This window comes from Labrys miyagiensis, assembly GCF_030160835.1.
In the GTDB taxonomy this organism is placed as follows: Bacteria; Pseudomonadota; Alphaproteobacteria; order Rhizobiales; family Labraceae; genus Labrys; species Labrys miyagiensis.
On sequence record NZ_BSPC01000048.1, the window covers coordinates 1 to 17,273 of the forward strand.

General features: G+C 63.6%; 17 protein-coding genes and 1 other RNA gene. 14 read left to right on the forward strand and 4 right to left on the reverse strand.

The genetic code is table 11. The features are described 5' to 3' along the window. Positions 1-115: 115 nt before the first annotated feature. A complete protein-coding gene (locus QQL24_RS21220) occupies positions 116-703 on the reverse strand; it encodes a phage baseplate assembly protein V (RefSeq protein WP_284314292.1) in 588 nt (195 codons plus the stop codon). Positions 704-921: 218 nt separating this feature from the next. Between QQL24_RS21220 and QQL24_RS21225 the strand changes: the two genes are divergently transcribed. Together QQL24_RS21225 and QQL24_RS21230 are read left to right on the forward strand one after the other, a co-directional pair. Continuing rightward, positions 922-1,857, forward strand: a complete 936-nt coding sequence (locus QQL24_RS21225; protein ID WP_284314293.1) for a cytochrome b family protein — start codon at positions 922-924, stop codon at positions 1,855-1,857. Between the two features lie 188 nt (positions 1,858-2,045). Then, positions 2,046-3,101: an NAD(P)-dependent alcohol dehydrogenase gene (locus QQL24_RS21230; RefSeq protein WP_284314294.1), complete on the forward strand. Its 1,056-nt coding sequence runs from the start codon at positions 2,046-2,048 to the stop codon at positions 3,099-3,101. 125 nt (positions 3,102-3,226) lie between these two features. On the opposite strand, the gene QQL24_RS21235 is transcribed toward QQL24_RS21230, so the two are convergent. Further along, positions 3,227-4,567, reverse strand: coding sequence for an Hsp70 family protein (locus QQL24_RS21235; RefSeq protein ID WP_284314295.1), 1,341 nt, complete (start codon positions 4,565-4,567; stop codon positions 3,227-3,229). Positions 4,568-4,887: 320 nt separating this feature from the next. Here QQL24_RS21235 and QQL24_RS21240 point away from each other — a divergent pair, with 320 nt between their 5' ends. The 8 genes from QQL24_RS21240 (at position 4,888) to metF (ending at position 12,442) form a co-directional block, all read left to right on the forward strand. Next, positions 4,888-5,613 carry an SDR family oxidoreductase gene (locus QQL24_RS21240; RefSeq protein ID WP_284314296.1) on the forward strand — a complete coding sequence of 242 codons (726 nt, stop codon included), beginning with the start codon at positions 4,888-4,890 and terminating at the stop codon, positions 5,611-5,613. Between the two features lie 76 nt (positions 5,614-5,689). Then, positions 5,690-6,460 (forward strand): trans-aconitate 2-methyltransferase, encoded by a 771-nt coding sequence (gene tam, locus QQL24_RS21245; RefSeq protein WP_284314297.1) that lies wholly within the window; start codon positions 5,690-5,692, stop codon positions 6,458-6,460. Positions 6,461-6,691: 231 nt separating this feature from the next. Further along, positions 6,692-7,348 (forward strand): SGNH/GDSL hydrolase family protein, encoded by a 657-nt coding sequence (locus QQL24_RS21250; RefSeq protein ID WP_284314298.1) that lies wholly within the window; start codon positions 6,692-6,694, stop codon positions 7,346-7,348. A gap of 307 nt (positions 7,349-7,655) precedes the next feature. Next, positions 7,656-8,738 carry a 3-deoxy-7-phosphoheptulonate synthase gene (locus tag QQL24_RS21255; protein WP_284314299.1) on the forward strand — a complete coding sequence of 361 codons (1,083 nt, stop codon included), beginning with the start codon at positions 7,656-7,658 and terminating at the stop codon, positions 8,736-8,738. Between the two features lie 188 nt (positions 8,739-8,926). Beyond that, positions 8,927-9,556, forward strand: coding sequence for a LysE family translocator (locus QQL24_RS21260; RefSeq protein WP_284314300.1), 630 nt, complete (start codon positions 8,927-8,929; stop codon positions 9,554-9,556). Positions 9,557-9,587: 31 nt separating this feature from the next. Beyond that, positions 9,588-10,199, forward strand: coding sequence for an MOSC domain-containing protein (locus tag QQL24_RS21265; protein ID WP_284314301.1), 612 nt, complete (start codon positions 9,588-9,590; stop codon positions 10,197-10,199). A 351-nt stretch (positions 10,200-10,550) separates the two neighbouring features. After that, on the forward strand, positions 10,551-11,549 hold the full coding sequence (locus tag QQL24_RS21270; RefSeq protein ID WP_284314302.1) for an ArsR/SmtB family transcription factor: 999 nt from the start codon (positions 10,551-10,553) through the stop codon (positions 11,547-11,549). Beyond that, a complete protein-coding gene (metF, locus tag QQL24_RS21275) occupies positions 11,549-12,442 on the forward strand; it encodes a methylenetetrahydrofolate reductase [NAD(P)H] (protein ID WP_284314303.1) in 894 nt (297 codons plus the stop codon). The genes QQL24_RS21270 and metF overlap by 1 nt, the downstream gene beginning before the upstream one ends. Positions 12,443-12,463: 21 nt before the next feature. Here the strand turns inward: metF and QQL24_RS21280 are convergent, their stop codons facing one another. Continuing rightward, positions 12,464-13,171, reverse strand: a complete 708-nt coding sequence (locus QQL24_RS21280) for a B3/B4 domain-containing protein (RefSeq protein WP_284314304.1) — start codon at positions 13,169-13,171, stop codon at positions 12,464-12,466. A gap of 234 nt (positions 13,172-13,405) precedes the next feature. On the opposite strand from QQL24_RS21280, the gene QQL24_RS21285 reads away from it, so the two are divergent. From QQL24_RS21285 to QQL24_RS21300, 4 genes are all read left to right on the forward strand, one after another. Next, positions 13,406-14,440, forward strand: coding sequence for a CorA family divalent cation transporter (locus QQL24_RS21285; RefSeq protein WP_284314305.1), 1,035 nt, complete (start codon positions 13,406-13,408; stop codon positions 14,438-14,440). Between the two features lie 111 nt (positions 14,441-14,551). Next, positions 14,552-15,298 (forward strand): N-acetylmuramoyl-L-alanine amidase, encoded by a 747-nt coding sequence (locus QQL24_RS21290; RefSeq protein WP_284314306.1) that lies wholly within the window; start codon positions 14,552-14,554, stop codon positions 15,296-15,298. A 305-nt stretch (positions 15,299-15,603) separates the two neighbouring features. Continuing rightward, an RNA gene (gene rnpB, locus QQL24_RS21295) (RNase P RNA component class A) lies at positions 15,604-16,017 on the forward strand. Positions 16,018-16,153: 136 nt separating this feature from the next. Then, positions 16,154-16,405 (forward strand): GlsB/YeaQ/YmgE family stress response membrane protein, encoded by a 252-nt coding sequence (locus QQL24_RS21300; RefSeq protein ID WP_284314307.1) that lies wholly within the window; start codon positions 16,154-16,156, stop codon positions 16,403-16,405. Between the two features lie 26 nt (positions 16,406-16,431). On the opposite strand, the gene QQL24_RS21305 is transcribed toward QQL24_RS21300, so the two are convergent. Next, positions 16,432-16,986 (reverse strand): hypothetical protein, encoded by a 555-nt coding sequence (locus QQL24_RS21305; RefSeq protein WP_284314308.1) that lies wholly within the window; start codon positions 16,984-16,986, stop codon positions 16,432-16,434. Positions 16,987-17,273: the final 287 nt, after the last annotated feature.

A 17,273-nucleotide genomic window follows, 5' to 3' on the forward strand; every position in this document is an offset into this window, starting at 1 on the left:
AGCGTTTCTGTCTGCGAACAAATAAAATCGCTCAAACTTCAGAATCGGGACACTAGACGTCGCGGTTCCGCGCGCCGATCCGGACAGGGGCACGCTTCTCACTCAAGGTCTCGCCTTACGGCCTGCGCTTGGACTTGCCCATCGCTTCGGGCGATGTTTTCAGAGTTCCTGAAGCCTCAACCGTTATGTCGGGCGCCTTGAGTGTGAGGGTCTTCGTCGCTGAAATGACGATCGATCCGTTCTGGCTGTCGATCGCAAGGCGGTTACCGTCGCTGTCTTCGAGCCGGAGGCCAGCATTGTCGAGCTCGACTTTCTTGCCGTCGTTGAGCTCGATCCGCACCGAACTTCCATCACCATCGTTAAAGGTCAACTGGCTGCCATTTCGCGTACGGATCAGATGGATATTGTTCTTGCCGTCCCCATTGGTGGCCGGCGGGCGGTCGCGACCGTTCCACAGCGCGCCCACCACGTAGGGTCGTCTCGGGTCACCACCCTCGAAGGCCAACAACACCTCATCGCCGATGTCGGGCAAGAAATAGAAGCCACGATCGCCGCCTGCCACGGGTACCGCCATCCGCGCCCATTGAGTGGCTTGAGATTGGCCCGGCAAGGAATAAATCACTTGCACGCGGCCTTCCGCGTCCGGATCCCGATTGTCGCGGACAGTGCCCGTCATGACGCCCTGAATAATGTTGTCCGACATGAACCGGATCTCCGCGATGTGAGTATGCTCTCTAAAGGAAAATGCGTTCAGGCAGGAGCGGACTCGCAAATTAACTCGTTGGCATCAAACGTATTTTGCGATTCTTGGTGATTCGATCTGAAAATGAAACGCTCCGGTGCAATGAAATATCGCGTCGTCATCGAGATGGCGAGCCTGCGGTTCTCGGTGGTTCAACCTGAAGGTAAAACGCGCTGGCTATGATCACTGCTCCCCTTCAGCCCGCCACGCTTGCCCGCCGGGTCGGCCTCGTCCTGATCCTCTATTTCGGTACGCAGGGGCTGGTGGCTGGTCTTCGCGGCCTGCCGGGGGGCGGAAGTGCCTTCTTCCTCTGTCTCTATATCCATTTGTGGGTATCCATCTACGACGGCATCTTCGACAGGGGACGCAGATTGAGCTGGCTGGCCCTCAATCTGAGCTGGGTCGGCGCCGTGTTCGGCGGTTTCCTCGGCTATGTCATGCCTTGGGGACAGATGCGAGGATATTTCACGACCGTCCTCGCCAACCACCTCGGCGAGCAATCTGCGAGCGAAGTTCTGGCCATCGCGGGCTGGCTTGCGCCGCTCGGGGCAGGACTGGCCGTTCTTCGAAGCATGGTGTTCGTCCTCGACATCGTCCTGATGCACCGGCAAGGCTCGCAACGGGTGATGTCTTGGCGCCTGCTGCTGCCGGCCGTCTGCGCCATGGGCCTGGGCGCCACGGCAGCCATGCTGTCCAACCTGCAGGAGGCGGTCCTGCCCGCCGAGTCGGCACAGGCCCTGCCTTCGATCATACCCGAGTGGTTCTTCCTGCCCGTCTACGCCATGCTGCGGTGCCTCCCCGGCAAGCTTGCCGGCATCCTCCTGATGTTCGCTGCGACGCTGCCGCCTCTCATCGCGCCCTGGATCGGCGCTGCCCGGTGCCGGCTTGGTCCGGCGCGTCGCCTCTTCATGGGCCTGTGCGCGCTTCTGGCCCTGTGCTGGGTCTTTATGGGCTGGTTGGGCGCACAGGAGGTCACAGAGTTGTCGAATTGGGCCGTCCGCATCCTCGCGCCCTATTATTTCGCCTTCTTCCTCATCCTCATTCCCGCCCTGAGCCGCTGGACCCGGCGCCGGCAGGCATGGCAGAACGGACGGGCTCTCAACACTTTCGACTGACCAGCCGGGAACGATCGCGTCGCAAAAATCTCGTTTGCGCTGCAGCAAGGGTCGGACTATAGTGGCGTAAGTGGAGGGTAGCTCCACTTTCTATCGTACCGACATCCTCAATTCAAAACCCGGCCAAACATTCGCGTCGCCTCTGCGAGGCTGCGCCAATTTTGGACGGCTTTTTCAAGGACATATCGATGTTTGTTTGCACGGGCTTTTCGACGGGCGCGGCTGACCAGCCGCTTGGTCTTGCCAAGATCAACCGCCGCGATCCAGGCCCCCGCGATATCGAGATCAAGATCCGTTATTGCGGCGTCTGCCACTCCGACCTGCACGCTGCCCGCAATGAATGGGGCAACACGGTCTATCCCTGCACGCCCGGCCACGAGATCGTCGGCGAGATCACCCGCATCGGAGCCGAGGTCACCGGCTTCAAGGTCGGCGAGCTCGCCGGCGTCGGCTGCCTGGTCGACTCCTGCCGCACCTGCTCGAACTGCAAGGACGGGCTGGAGCAATATTGTGAGAACGGCTTCACGGGCACTTATAACAGCCCCGACGCCCATCTCGGCGGCATGACGCAGGGCGGCTATTCCACCCATGTCGTCGTCGACCAGGACTTCGTGCTGCACCTGCCCGAGAATCTCGACCTCGCCGCCGTCGCTCCGCTGCTCTGCGCCGGCATCACCACCTATTCGCCGCTGCGCCACTGGAAGGTGGGCCCAGGCCAGAAGGTCGGCGTCGTCGGCCTCGGTGGTCTCGGCCATATGGGCGTGAAGCTCGCTCATGCCATGGGTGCCCGTGTCGTGCTGTTCACCACCTCGCCAGGCAAGAGCGAGGACGCCAAGCGCCTCGGCGCCGACGAAGTCGTGATCTCGAAGAACGCCGAGGAAATGGCGGCGCATGCCACCAGCTTCGACTTCATCCTCGACACGGTGGCGGCCGATCACGACGTCAACGCCTATCTTGGGCTGCTCAAGCGCGATGGCACCATGGTGCAGGTCGGCGCGCCGGAGAAGCCGCTGGCGGTCTCTGCCTTCAGCGTCATCTTCAAGCGCCGCAACTTCGCGGGCTCCTTGATCGGCGGCATCGCCGAGACCCAGGAGATGCTCGACTTCTGCGGCGAGAAGAACATCGTCTCCGACATCGAGATCATCCCGATCCAAATGATCGAGGAGGCCTATGCCCGCATGCTCAAGAGCGATGTGAAGTACCGCTTCGTCATCGACATGGCGAGCCTGCCGGAAGCGGCGTAAGGCGGAGATGGCGCCGGGCGGTAGTTGTGTCGCCCGGCGCCATTCTCCGGGTGCACGGGCATCCTGCCCGTTCTTCCTTTCCCGTAGGCACAGCGGTTCAAGAACGGGCAGGATGCCCGTGGAAGTCATGCCGCGCTCCCGGTCACCGCCCAGCGCTCCTTCTGCACATCCTGGCCGATCAGCGCCAGGCCATAGGCGATCGACTCGAACTGGTCGGTCGAGACCAGCCGCTCCTCGCCGAAACGCTCGACGAAGAGCCTGCGGATGGCCGGCACGAAGGAGGTGCCGCCTGTGAGGAAGACGCGGTCGATGGCTGTGCCTTCGACATGGGCTCGGTTCAGGGCTTCGTCGAGTGTCGCCGCGATCTTCGCCACACCAGGCGCGATCCAGCGCTCGAAGCTCTCCCGCCGCAGCTTGCCTTCGATGGCGATGTCGCCGCCCTTGAAGGAGAAGCGGGCTTCCTCCTCGCTGGAGAGAGCGATCTTGGTTCTAGACACCGCGCTGTAGAGCGAAAAGCCCATGTCGAATTCGATGATCTCGATGAATTTCCTGAGCTTGTCGGGCTCGACCGCCGATTTCAGGAGGTCCTGCAAACCGTTGAGATCGCCATTGGTTTTCATCAAGGCGAGCTGGTGCCAGCGCGCGAGGTTGGCGTAGTAGTGGTTGGGGATCGACAATTCCTTGTCGAAGGAGCGGAAGTGGCCGCCCTTGCCAAGGCGCGGGGCGACGATGCGATCCACAATGCAATAGTCGAAGGCATCCCCCGCGATGCCGATGCCCGCATGGCCAAGCGGCTCGGCGCGTAACTGGCCGGCCACCTGTTCGAAGCGCATCACCGAGAAGTCGCTGGTACCGCCGCCGAAATCGGCGACCAACACGGTCGAGTCGCGTTTGAGCTGGCGGGCGTAGAAGAAGGCGGCGCCCACGGGCTCGTAGACATAGGCGGGATCCTTGGCGCCGAGGCGCTCGAAGGCCGTGCGGTAGCGCTGCATGGCCAGCGCATCGTCCGGCCGCCGGCCGGCAAAGGTCACGGGGCGGCCGATGACGATGTTGGAGGCCGTCAGGTCGAGCCGGCCGTCCGCATGCTTGACCAAGGTGCGCAGGAAGGTGGCGAGCAGGTCCTCGAAGCGATAGGGCTCGCGCAGGATGCGCGTCTCCTGGAAGGTGGCGCTGGCGGCGAAGGTCTTGAAGGACTGGATGAAGCGCAGCGCGGCGCTGCCATCGAGAAACTGGTCGATGGCCCAGGGGCCGCCTTCGACCCGCGTGGTGAGCGAGCCACCCTTGCGTTCATCCCAAAAACACAGGGCGGTGACGAAGCCCTGCAGCGTCTGGCCGTTATGGTCGAAGGTCAGCGCCTCGGCGCGCCCATCCGCATATGCGAAGGCGACCACCGTGTTGCTGGTGCCGAAATCAATGCCGATGGAAAGCGGCGCGTTCTGCCCGCGCGTGTGCGAGGTGTCCGGCATGGCTGAACCTGAAATGGGGAAGGGCCGGGCGCAATAGCTGAGTTGGGACGAGAAAGCTAGAGGCTTTTGGTGGTTATTGGGGGCGGTAGAGCGGTTAGGACGGCGTCGTCATTCCGGCCGGAGCGAAGCGGAGCGCCGGAATCCATGAACACAACCTTCGCAGGACAGTGTTCATGGATTCCGGGTCTCCCTCCGGTAGTCCGGAATGACGTTGCCTGCGCTCGCCTTAACCACAATTCGGACCCGTGGCTCATCATTTGTCAGACTTGTCAGCGCTCCTGCGCTCGCTACGATGAACAAAACAGGCAAGGGAGGACGGAATGGAATTCGCTGGCGAACGCATTGTCGTGACGGGTGCAACCAAGGGGATCGGCCGGGCGACGGCGCAATTGCTGGCGGAGCGGGGCGCCAAGGTTGTTGCCATCGGTCGAAGCAAGGACGATCTCGCCAGCCTGGCCGCCGAGATCGATGCCGAGACGCATTCCGTCGACCTTGCCGATCCCGAGGCGGTGAGGGCGGTTGCCAAGGCCATCCAGCCGATCGACCGTCTCGTCAACAATGCCGGCACCACCAGCCTCGAACCTTTCCTGGAGACCAGCGTTGGCGCCATCCAGGAGTTGATGGCGGTCAATGTGATTGCCGCCATGATCTTTGGGCAGGAGACGGCAAAAAGCATGATCGCTCGCGGCAAGAAGGGCGCCATCGTCAATGTCTCCAGCATCTCCTCTTCCCTCGGCTTTGCCGATCATGCGGCCTATTGCGCCAGCAAGGGCGCGCTCGACAGCCTCACCACCGTGATGGCCAACGAACTCGGGCGCCAGGGCATCCGCGTCAACGCCGTCTGTCCCACCATCGTCCTGACGCCGATGGCGGTGAAGGCCTGGAGCGATCCCGCCAAGGCCGATCCCATGCTGAAACGCATCCCGCTCGGCCGCTTCTTCGAGCCGATCGAATGCGCCGAGACCATCGCCTTCCTGCTTAGCGACAAGGCCTCCATGGTGAATGGCGTGACCATGCCCGTCGATGGCGGTTTCCTGATTAATTGATTGGCCTCGCCGGCCGGTGCGCGTCATGGTGCCCGCGCGCCGGCACCCCGGCCGGCCCGTCATTCGAGTATTGTTGATGGCTGATTGGAATCCCTCCCTCTACCTGCGCTTCGAGGACGAGCGCACCCGCCCCGCCCACGACCTTCTCGGCCGCGTGCCTCTCGACAGCGTGACCCATGCGGTGGACCTCGGCTGCGGCCCTGGCAATTCCACGCAATTGCTGGCGGAACGCTGGCCCGGCGCCGATGTGCTCGGCCTCGATACGTCCGACAACATGATCGAGGATGCGCGCAAGCGCCTGCCGTCGGCTCGTTTCGAGAAGGGTGATGCCGCACATTGGCACACCGAGAAGGCACCCGACCTGATCTTCGCCAACGCGGTGATGCAATGGGTGCCCGGCCATGCCGCGCTGCTGCCGCGCCTGCTCGCGCAAGCAGCGCCTGGCGGTGTCCTGGCCGTGCAGATGCCCGACAATCTGGAGGAGCCTTCCCACCGCCTGATGCGCGAGACCGCCATCCTCGGCCCCTGGGCGGCCAAGATCGCCGAGGGTGGCCGCATTCGCGAGCGCATCCTGCCGGCCGAGGATTACTACAACCTGTTCGCCGGCCACGCGTCGTCCATCGACATCTGGCGCACCACCTATTTCCATGTGCTCGACGATGCGGCGGCCATCGTCTCGTGGGTACGGGCGACGGGGCTTCGCGCCTATCTCGACCTGCTCGATCCCGAGGAGCAGCCGCATTATCTGGAGGACTACACCGCCCGCATCGCCCATGCCTATCCGCCGCGCAGTGACGGCAAGGTGGTGCTGGCCTTCCCCCGCATCTTCATCGTGGTGAAGAGGTAGGGCACTGGGAGCGCAGGCTTCCAGCTACTTCTTGAAACCGCGGCGAGTACAGAAAAGGGCGCCATGGTGTGCCGGTCTTCAGACCGGCATCTTGCCACATAGGTCCAGGGCATGCCGGTCTGAAGACCGGCACACCGATTCTGGCTGGCATCCTGGACGGAAGTGCAACGAGACGTCTCCGATCCTACGAACGCCTATATATCTCGGCTATCAATCACTTGGAGGAATATTGTGAAGAACGTTCTCTGCTTCGGGGATTCCAACACCTATGGCACGCCCCCGATGAGCGGGCCTGGCGACGAGCGCCGCTTCGACGCCAAGACGCGCTGGCCCGGCGTGATGCGCAAGATCCTCGGTCATTCCTGGCACGTCGTCGAGGAGGGGCTGCCCGGCCGCACCACCATCCGCGACGACCTCATCGAAGGCACCTTCAAGAATGGCCGGCGCTATCTTGCCGCCTGCCTCGAAAGCCACCGGCCGCTCGACGTCATCGTGCTCGGCCTCGGCACCAATGACCTCAAGGCCCGCTTCGGCGCGCCCCCCGAGGATGTCGCCGCCGGTATCGATATCCTCGCCAGCATCATCAGGGCGACACCCAATCTCGGCGCCCCGCCGGCAAAGCTCCTGATCGTCGGCCCGCCGCCGATCCGGTTGGTCGGCTTCCTCGGCGCCATGTTCGCCGGTGGCGTCGAGAAATCCATGGCCCTGTCGCCGCTCTATGAGGCCGTCGCCCGCAAGCACGGCGCCGACTTCCTGGACGCCGGCAAGCTCGTTGCGGTCAGCCCGGTCGACGGCATCCATTATGACGAGCAGGCCCATCGCATTCTCGGCGAGGCCACCGCCGCGAGAGTGCAGGAGATGGCGGGGGAGAAGACGATTTCGGTCTGACGTCTTGGCGCGTCCATCCCGTAGCGTAATTCGAAAGAGACAGGCGTGCCTTGCAAAAGGCAGGTGACAAAGCTCTTCTGCGCGACTATATGCACGTCATGACCCTTGCATCCGCCCCCTTCTTTTACTGGTATTTTGGCTTTCGCAGGCCGCTGGCGGAGGTAGGGGTGCGCTCGATCTGAAGATTGCAGCAAATCAGACCCGAACAACCGCCAGCCCATCTGGCGGTTTTTTTGTGCCGCCGGCTGGGACCCAACTCTCCATCCCCAAGAACATCTTTTGGAATCCAGGCCAAGGAACTGACCCCATGTTGAGCACCACAGACGATCTTCGCATCCGTGAAATCAAGGCATTGACCACGCCTTCTGCCGTGATGGGCGAGCATCCGCGCACGCTGGAAGCCACCCGCGCCGTCACCGAGTCCCGCACCGCCTTCCACAATATCCTGCGCGGCAGCGACGACCGTCTCGCGGTGGTGATCGGTCCCTGTTCGATCCATGATCCGGTGGCCGCCCTCGACTATGCCAATCGTTTGGTGAAGCTGCGCCAGCGCCTGGGTTCCTCGCTGGAAATCATCATGCGGGTCTATTTCGAGAAGCCCCGTACCACGGTGGGCTGGAAGGGCCTGATCAACGATCCCGATCTCGACGGTTCGTTCCAGATCGACAAGGGCCTCAGAATCGCTCGCAAGGTGCTGCTCGACATCAACAATCTCGGCCTGCCGGCGGCCTGCGAATTCCTGGACATGACCACGCCGCAATATATCGCCGACCTCGTCGCCTGGGGTGCGATCGGCGCGCGCACCACCGAGAGCCAGATCCATCGCGAGCTCGCTTCCGGCCTGAGCTGCCCCGTCGGCTTCAAGAACGGCACGGACGGTAATGTGCGCATCGCGGTGGATGCGGTGAAGTCGGCCTCGCAGCCGCATCATTTCATGGCGGTGACGAAGGACGGCCAGTCGGCCATCGCTTCGACCACCGGCAATGAGGACTGCCACATCATCCTGCGGGGTGGGCGGACGCCGAACTACGACGCCGCCAGCGTCGAGGCGGCCTGCGCCGATGTCGCCAAGTCCGGCCTGCCGCCATTGGTGATGATCGATGCCAGCCATGCCAACTCTTCGAAGAAACCCGAGAACCAGCCGCTGGTGGTCGAGGACATTGCCGGGCAGGTGGCTGCGGGCGACAACCGCATCATCGGCGTGATGGTGGAGAGCAACCTCGTGGCCGGCCGCCAGGACCAGGTGCCGGGCAAGCCGCTGACCTATGGCCAGAGCATCACCGATGGCTGCATCGACTGGGATACCACGGTGGTGGTGCTCGAGCGCCTGGCGCTCTCGGTCGAGCAGCGCCGCATTGCCAATCGCGCGGCGGTGAAGGTGGGGGCGTAATCTGGGAGCGCGGACGTCTCGTCCGCTCTTGAAGCATAATGTTCAAGGAAAAAGGCGGGGCGCCTGTCACCGGCGCTCCACCTTTTTTGCGGAAGCCGAGATTCAAGAGCGGACGGGACGTCCGCGCTCCCAGGCTTGCAATTCCTGGCAACCCATGGATTGCTGGCGCCCCACACTGGAGCCTTCCCATGTCCCTCGATCACTGGCTTGCCTTCGCCGCCGCTTCGGCGGTCCTCCTCGCCATTCCCGGGCCGACGATCCTCCTGGTGATTTCCTACGCCCTCGGCCATGGCCGGCGCTCGGCGGGGGCGACGGTGGCTGGCGTGGCCCTCGGCGATTTCACCGCCATGACCGCCTCGATGCTCGGCCTCGGCGCCTTGCTTGCGACATCCGCGGCGGTGTTCACGGTGTTGAAATGGATCGGCGCCGCCTACCTCATCTATCTCGGCATCAAGCTGTGGCGCGCGCCGGTATCGGCGCCGCAGGACGGTGAAGCGAGCGAGCCGGTCGGACAGCCGCTGCGCATCTTCCTGCATGCCTATGTGGTGACGGCCCTCAACCCCAAGAGCATCATCTTCTTCGTGGCCTTCCTGCCTCAATTTCTCGATACCGCGCGGCCGATCGCCATGCAGATGGTGATCTTTGAGGCGACGTTCCTCATCCTCGCCACGCTCAATGCCAGCACCTATGCGCTGATGGCGGCGATGGCGCGCTCCACCATCCGCAAGCCGCGCATCCAGAGCCTGGTCAACCGCACGGGCGGGACCCTGATGATCGGCGCGGGGTTGCTGGCCATGGGCTGGAAGAAAGCGGCGTGACCGAAACACGGATCATCGCGAAGGGAGATTTATGTCCGAACAGGCCCAGTGCACCATCCCCGGCATCGCCATCGTGCCCGCTATCAAGCGCAGGGGCCGGGTGGCGGCGCTCGGCCTTGCCGAAGGCGAGGCGATCAAGGCAGAGCGGCTGTCCGTTCTCGAACTCACCCATGAGGGCATCCCGGGCGACCGTCATGCCGGCTTCCTGCGTCCCGCCGATGTGCGCGTGCCCTGGTTCAAGCGCGGCGAGGCCATCCAGAACGAGCGCCAGATCTCGATCGTCTCGATGGAGGAACTCGCCGTCATCGCCGCCAATCTCGGCATCGAAAGGGTGGAGCCCGAATGGCTGGGTGCCAATCTCACGGTGGAGGGGCTGCCAGACTTTTCCTTCATCCCACGCGGCACAAGGCTGTTCTTCCCCTCCGGCGCCGTGCTTGCGGTGACGGACCAGAACGCACCCTGCCGAATCGCTGGGGCCGAGGTAGAGCGCAACCTGCCGGGATCCGACGGGCTGGCATTGCGCTTCGCCGCCGCCGCCAAGCGCCTGCGCGGCGTGGTCGCCTATGTGGACAGGCCGGGGATCATCGCGGCCGGCGAGGAATTCAGCGTACGCGTGCCGGAGCAGTGGGTCTGGCGGGGGTAGCTGGGAGCGCGGACATTTTGTCCGCTCCTGGAAGCGCTCCGTCCGCAGAAAAGCGCACAAGCGCTGGAGTCACTCCTGGGACCGCAGGCGTCTCGCCTGCTCTTGGAAACGAAACGTTCGTAGGAAAGGAAGAGGCAGGCGAGACGCCTGCGATCCCAGGAACGCTCCCCATTCGCCCTGCCTCATCCTGAACCAGTATCGTTTCCAAGAGCGGACAGGATGTCCGCGCTCCCGGTATTTTCTCCCTAAAAGTCGCCATCGCACACACCACCGTCGGTTCTGAAACAAAAATCTTGCACAATTTCGGAAATCACATAAACATATCTTTATGTGAGAGGCGATGGCAGGCGGATGGTGACTCCAGCTCCCTTCGAAACGGTATTGGGTGCGCTCAAAGCGGCGGGCGAGCCGACGCGCCTGCGGCTGCTCGCCATCCTGGCGGAGGGCGAGCTCAACGTCACCGACCTCACCGAGATCCTCGGCCAGTCGCAGCCGCGCATCTCGCGCCATCTCAAGCTGCTGGTGGAGGCCGGTCTGGTCGAGCGCATCCGCGAGGGCGCCTGGGCCTTCTTCCGTCTGGCGGAGGGCACGCTGAAATCCGAGCTCTTTGCCCAGATCCTGGTGGGGCTCGATCGCAGCGACCGCACCCTCGCCCGCGATCGTTCGCGTCTCGTCGAGGTGCGCCGCACCCGCGCCGCCGTCGCCGCCGATTATTTCCGCGCCCATGCCGGCGACTGGGATCGCATCCGCGCCTTGCACGCCTCGGACGAGGCGGTCGAGGCGGCGCTCAAGAGGGTGGTGGGCACGCAGCCCGTCAACGCCTTTCTCGACATCGGCACCGGCACCGGTCGCATGCTCGAACTCTTCGCCCCGCTGGCCACGCGTGCTGTCGGCATCGACGCCAGCGCCGAAATGCTGGTGATTGCCCGCGCCAATCTCGAGCGCAACGGCATCCGCAACGCGGTGGTGCGCCAGGGCGATCTCTTCGCGCTCTCGGTGGAGCCGGGGGCCTACGATCTCATCATCGTCCATCAGGTGCTGCATTATCTCGACGACGGCGCCCGGGCTCTGCGCGAAATCGCCCGTGCGCTACGCCCAGGGGGGCGGCTGGTGATCGTCGACTTCTCGCCGCATGAGCTCGAATTCATGCGTGAGGACTTCGCCCATCGCCGCCTCGGCTTTGCTCGCGAGACCATCGAACACTGGTTCGAGGCGGCGCAGTTGCAGCCGGAAGACTGGCGCGAGGTGGAGACGGGCGAGGGGCCCGCAAGCCTCACAGTTTCGATCTGGACCGGGCGTGACCCGCGCCGGGTCTCCGACAGAATTTCTCTTGGTCAGGAGGTGGCGTGATGGCCGGTCATGCATTGCCCTCACGCGGCGGTATCCATGTGTCCTTCGAGTTCTTCCCGCCGAAGAACGACGAGATGGAAGCCTTGCTCTGGGAAGCGGTGGAGCGGCTTGCTCCGCTCGGCCCGCTATTTGCCTCCGTCACCTATGGCGCGGGCGGCACCACGCGCGAGCGCACGCATGGCACCGTCTCCCGCATGGTGCGCGAGACCGACATCCGCCCGGCGGCGCATCTCACTTGCGTGGGCGCCACGCGTGAGGCTGTCGACGATGTGATCCGGTCCTACACCGAGGCCGGTGTGCGGCACATCGTGGCGCTGCGCGGCGATCCGCCAGCGGGCGTTGGCGCGCGCTACGAGCCGCATCCAGGCGGCTATGCCAGCTCGGCCGATCTCGTCGCCGGCATCAAGTCGCTCGGCGATTTCGAGGTCTCCGTCTCGGCCTATCCCGAAAAGCATCCTGAAAGCCCCTCGATCGCCTTCGACATCGATATTCTGAAAGCCAAGGTCGATGCCGGTGCCAACCGCGCCATTACCCAGTTCTTCTTCGATAACGAGCATTATCTGCGCTATGTCGACCGGGTCCGCGAGGCAGGCATCGACATTCCGATCGTGCCCGGCATCGTGCCGGTGCAGAACTTCAACCAGGTGCGCAGCTTTGCAGAGCGCTGTGGCACCAGCGTGCCCCGGCGCCTGGCCGAACGCTTCGAGGGCCTCGACGACGATGTTGCCACCCGCAAACTCGTGGCGGCGGCGGTGGCCGCCGAGCAGGTCTTCGACCTCGTCGACCGCGGTGTCAGCGACTTCCACTTCTACACCATGAACAAGGCCGATCTCGTCTACGCGATCTGCCATCTCCTCGGCCTGAGGCCGAAGGTGGAGAAGGCGGCGGCCTGAGGGTGTGCCGGTCTTCTCCTGTCACAGGATCGGCACCGTCGGCTGGTCCTTGCCGGCATAGGCGATCCTCACTTCCGCCCCACACTCGGCTGAAAGCCGGCGGGCCAATTCCTCGGCCGCCGCCTCCAGATCGCCCCAGCCATTGGCCTGCACCGTGATCAGCGCCCGCTTCGTCTCCGTTGTGATCGCCGAGCGCATGTCCTGGCGCCAGTTCCAGCGCCGGCACAGGACGTGGCGGTTGTCTGCGAGCACCACTTCGCCGTCCTTCGGCGGATCGTTCGGATCCTCGCCGGCCTCCGCGCCCATGTCGAGGAAGCTGTCATCGGGTCGCGAGAAGCGGAAGGCGACGGGCGGGGCGATCTTGTCGAGATCATCGGCGCCGATACAGAAGCCATGCTCCAGCGACACGGCATTGTAGATGTCGACGAAGCTGTTGATGGCCGGCAGGCTGTCGCCGGCGAGCACGCGCTTGATCAGCCGCTCCACCGAGGATCGGTAGCTGGTCTTCTTGATGCCGAAGCCCTTGTAGGCGCTGCGCCAGGCCGCGACGCCTGGGATCGCCGAGAGCTCCATGCCGGCGTGGCGCTCCCTGCAAGCGCTCTCCCGGGCGGCCATCCAGTTCGCCAGGGTTTGCGAACGCGCGGGTGTGATCGTCAACGCCTCCGCCATGAGGACTGCGACGCGAAAATCGGGAAAACGCTCGGTGAGCTCGGCAATGGTGAGGTCCATGATGGATCGTTCGGCCAACTGGAAGGGGAGCCGCAAGGGGGCGGGGAGGGAAGGCAACCTAGCGGCATCCAGCGTTAGACGGAAGGCCCTCCCGGCGGGGTGAACGGCTCCTTGTCTTGCCAGCGCTGGCCGACCTGCTAAAGTCGATTGGCACGTGGCGACAAGCTTTTGTGTTGTTTAATTTGTCACCGCTCCGAGAGTTCCTGAGGGGCGGTCAATTATCCCAGGGGCGCCATGGTGGAGCTAACTTCACTGGCCACAGCTTACGGCGTTGAACCGGGGCTGCGCTTTGCCTTGCTGCTCGATGGCCGCGGCGGCTGCCGGCAGATTGGCTGGGCCGAGGCCAGTGTCTGGCGGCCGGAGCAGGGCATGATCTGGCTCCATTTGGAGCGCGACGATCCTGTTGCGGTTGACTGGATCAACAACAAGGCGGGCTTCGATCCCGTGATCGCCGAGGCGCTGCTCGAGGAGGAGTCGCGGCCCCGGGTCGAGCCTGTGGATGACGGTCTGCTCATTATCCTCCGTGGGGTCTGCGCCACCTCGCCGGAGGAAGTGGCGGAAACCGAGAAGCCCGCCGACCCCGATCTCATACCGCTGCATCTGTGGGTGGACGGCAATCGCGTGATCTCGCTACGCGACAAGGGACACTACATGACGGCGCTGCGCGACATCCGCAAGGCGCTGCACAAGGGCAAGGGGCCGAACCATACCGGTGATCTCCTGGCCATGATCGGTGACAAACTGGTGCGCGACCTCGAGCCGGTGCTCGACAGCATGGACGAGGAGGTCGATGAACTCGACGAACTGATCTTCAACGGCGAGGCCAGCGAGGTGCGCGAGCGCCTGAAACTGCTGCGCCGCCGCTCGGTGCAGTTGCGGCGCTATCTCGCCCCGCAGCGCGACGCCCTCAACCGCATGGAGCATGACGACGCGCCCTGGCTCACCGAGCGTGACAAGCTGCGGCTGCGCGAGGTCACCGACAAGCTCATGCGCTTCATCGAATATCTCGACGCAATCCGCGACCGCACCACCATCCTGCATGACGACTTGGGCACCGTGATCAGCGAACGCATCGCCCGCAATTCCAATCGCCTGGCGGCCCTCGCGGCCCTGCTGTTGCCACCGAGCGTGATCGCCGGTCTGTTCGGCATGAATGTCGGCGGCATTCCAGGGGTGAACGACACTTGGGCCTTCGTCATCATCGTCGTCGTTACGCTGGCCATTTCCGTGCTGACCCTTTGGGTACTCAAGAAAGTAAATTGGCTCTGAGTGTGCGCGGCATCTGCGCTTTATCGACCGCGATGGATGGCGTAGAGCCATAGAGCGTGCTGCGAATCTCCGTTGGCCGCGCCATTTGCCGTCCTGCGGAGAAATCGCTTCTTGCTTCCCGATAGCGCCCTTGTCCGCCGCTGCGTCGCTTCGCCCAACCACGGCGAACGCGTCGGTACGGCAAGCCCGTCGATGCTGATCCTGCACTACACCGGCATGCCGGGTGGTCAGGGCGCATTGGAGCGGTTGGCGGATCCGGCTGCGCAGGTCTCCTGTCATTATTTCGTCGGCGAGGATGGCGAGATCATCCAGATGGTGCCGGAGGCCCGGCGCGCCTGGCATGCCGGGCAGTCGAACTGGGAGGGAATTACCGACATCAATTCCCATTCGATCGGCATCGAGATCGTCAATCCAGGCCATGAATGGGGCTATCGCGATTTTCCAGCGGTGCAGATGGCCGCCGTGCGGGCGCTCTGCAGCGATATAGTCAGCCGGCACGCCATCCTGCCCCAGCATGTCCTCGGCCACTCCGACATCGCCCCCTTGCGCAAGACCGATCCAGGCGAACGCTTCGATTGGGCGAGCCTCGCGGCCGAGGGCGTCGGCCTCCATGTGCCGTCGGCGCCGATCAGGGGAGGGCGCTTCTTCTCGCCCGGCGAGGCCGGCCAGCCGATCGAGGCCCTGCAGGCGATGTTCTCGCTCTATGGCTACGGCCTGCCGATCACCGGCGTCTATGACGAGCTGACGGAGGCCGTCGTCAGCGCCTTCCAGCGCCATTTCCGGCCGGAGCGGGTGGATGGCATCTGTGACGCCTCCACCATCGAGACGCTGCGCGATCTCATCGCCAGGCGGGGGTAGGCTGGGAGCGCAGAGGTCTTGTGTGAAAGGATAGGAGAAAAGCGCAACGCTAGCCTCCCCCAGCTTCGTGGGGGAGGCTTCGCGTCGCGCTTGTTTTTGGGTCGCACTGCCAGATCTGCACGGAACCGCTGTCCAACCAGAACCCTTCGAACTCATCCTGTGCGTTTTCGCACATCGCGACTCGACGCCACCCCTTACACACAAGCCTGCGAATGCTTCATTCCCCCCAAGACACACTCAGCCGGCGTTCTGCGCCGGCTTTTTCTTTGTTGACGTCCTGATGACATCGCGTCAGACAGGCGCGGCTAGCTGGCCGGGCGGCCGCTGTTCCAGGGCTCAGCTTCTGGAATGGAGGAAAGTCCGGGCTCCACGGAAATAGGGTGCCGGCTAACGGCCGGCGGGGGCAACCTCAGGGAAAGCGCCACAGAAAGCAAACCGCCCCGGCAGGGTTTCATTTTTTGAACTTGCCGGGGTAAGGGTGAAAGGGTGCGGTAAGAGCGCACCGCGCCTCTGGTAACAGAGGCGGCACGGCAAGCCCCACCCGGAGCAAGACCGAATAGGGACGGCCGCGGCGGCCTTCGGGCGCGCCGAAGCGCATTTCCGCGCTGCCGTCCGGGTTGGTTGCATCGAGGTTGCCGGTGACGGCAGCCCCAGAAGAATGGCCGCCACGTTCGCGCAAGCGGGCCATACAGAACCCGGCTTACAGGCCAGCTAGTATTCTCTCTCTGGGAGCGCGGACGTCCCGACGACACTCTCTTGAGTGTCGTCGGGACGTCCGCGCTCCCAGCGCGTCCATTCTTGTCTTTGTCGTCAAATCCCGCCAGATTGCGCAGCAAATCGTGTTGGAATTCGGCAATGAGCATTATCTGGACCATCGTCATCGGCTTCATCGTCGGCCTGATCGCCCGCTTCGTGTCGCCGGGGCCGCATAATCCGAGCGGCTTCATCCTCACCACCGTGCTGGGCATCGTGGGCGCCGCCCTGGCGACCTGGCTCGGTCAGCAGATCGGCTGGTACAGTTCCGGCGACAAGGCCGGCTTCATCGGCGCCATCATCGGCTCGATCCTGGTGCTGATGATCTGGCGCGTCTTCGCTCGCAGCGCCTGAGGGCGCCGGACGCATCGCGGGCAGGCTCAGCCGTTCACGGGCTGCGGCATGGCGCCCGGTTCAGGGATTTTCGTCTTGGCGCGGCGCCGCAGTTCCAGGCTTTCCTGCAGATTGCCGTGATAGGAATGGTAGCCGTGATGGTTGATGGTGGCTGTGGTATCCACCCACAATTCGCCGCTGCATTCGCGCCAGCGGTCGCAGAAAGCATAGTCCTCGCCGACCGCCTGCCCGTCCACCACCGGAATGTTGAACAGCGGATACAGGCGGTAGGGCACATTGTGATACTGGTATCCGCCGCTCTTGAAGCGGTTGACCATCTTCTCGAGCATGTCGCGCCGGCACAGCATGGCGCCGGCCCCGACGCGTAGCGCCCGCGCGAAGCCGTTGCGTATCTCGCCCAGGCGTGACTGGCCACTGAGCACAGACGGATCCTCGAACACCACATTCCAACGGACGGTGGAGGCGTGGAAGTCCTCGAGATCGCGGGCGAAGACCCTCGCCGCCTTCTCGTTGTCATAGCCCTTCGAGACATAGGGCGCCGCCGTGAAGGGCTGGTCGTAGGTCTCGCTGAACTGCAGCATGCGTAGCACTGTTTTCGGATGAACCTCCATGTCCGAGTCAAGACAAAGGAGATGCGTGCAATTTCCACTTAGAAAGTAGCTGACAACCGCGTTCCTTGCATGTTCCAGATGAGGAATTCCCGATTGACCGAGAAAGTCGACTTCGATCTTATTCTTTTTTAGTTCGAGAGCGATGCTTAAAAATGAACGAACTGCATCTATGTCTACATATCTGTTGCCACAGACGCAGGCAATGAGAACGGAGATCCTCTTCACCCGATAATCCTTTTCAATATGCGTTCTTTGGC

Excerpts from the sequence above, each read along its gene's own strand:
- QQL24_RS21220 (WP_284314292.1), bottom strand. The coding sequence starts at position 703 with ATGTCGGACAACATTATTCAGGGCGTCATGACGGGCACTGTCCGCGAC.
- QQL24_RS21225 (WP_284314293.1), top strand. The coding sequence starts at position 922 with ATGATCACTGCTCCCCTTCAGCCCGCCACGCTTGCCCGCCGGGTCGGC.
- QQL24_RS21230 (WP_284314294.1), top strand. The coding sequence starts at position 2,046 with ATGTTTGTTTGCACGGGCTTTTCGACGGGCGCGGCTGACCAGCCGCTT.
- QQL24_RS21235 (WP_284314295.1), bottom strand. The coding sequence starts at position 4,567 with ATGCCGGACACCTCGCACACGCGCGGGCAGAACGCGCCGCTTTCCATC.
- QQL24_RS21240 (WP_284314296.1), top strand. The coding sequence starts at position 4,888 with ATGGAATTCGCTGGCGAACGCATTGTCGTGACGGGTGCAACCAAGGGG.
- tam (WP_284314297.1), top strand. The coding sequence starts at position 5,690 with ATGGCTGATTGGAATCCCTCCCTCTACCTGCGCTTCGAGGACGAGCGC.
- QQL24_RS21255 (WP_284314299.1), top strand. The coding sequence starts at position 7,656 with ATGTTGAGCACCACAGACGATCTTCGCATCCGTGAAATCAAGGCATTG.
- QQL24_RS21260 (WP_284314300.1), top strand. The coding sequence starts at position 8,927 with ATGTCCCTCGATCACTGGCTTGCCTTCGCCGCCGCTTCGGCGGTCCTC.
- QQL24_RS21265 (WP_284314301.1), top strand. The coding sequence starts at position 9,588 with ATGTCCGAACAGGCCCAGTGCACCATCCCCGGCATCGCCATCGTGCCC.
- QQL24_RS21270 (WP_284314302.1), top strand. The coding sequence starts at position 10,551 with ATGGTGACTCCAGCTCCCTTCGAAACGGTATTGGGTGCGCTCAAAGCG.
- metF (WP_284314303.1), top strand. The coding sequence starts at position 11,549 with ATGGCCGGTCATGCATTGCCCTCACGCGGCGGTATCCATGTGTCCTTC.
- QQL24_RS21280 (WP_284314304.1), bottom strand. The coding sequence starts at position 13,171 with ATGGACCTCACCATTGCCGAGCTCACCGAGCGTTTTCCCGATTTTCGC.
- QQL24_RS21285 (WP_284314305.1), top strand. The coding sequence starts at position 13,406 with ATGGTGGAGCTAACTTCACTGGCCACAGCTTACGGCGTTGAACCGGGG.
- QQL24_RS21300 (WP_284314307.1), top strand. The coding sequence starts at position 16,154 with ATGAGCATTATCTGGACCATCGTCATCGGCTTCATCGTCGGCCTGATC.
- QQL24_RS21305 (WP_284314308.1), bottom strand. The coding sequence starts at position 16,986 with ATGCTGCAGTTCAGCGAGACCTACGACCAGCCCTTCACGGCGGCGCCC.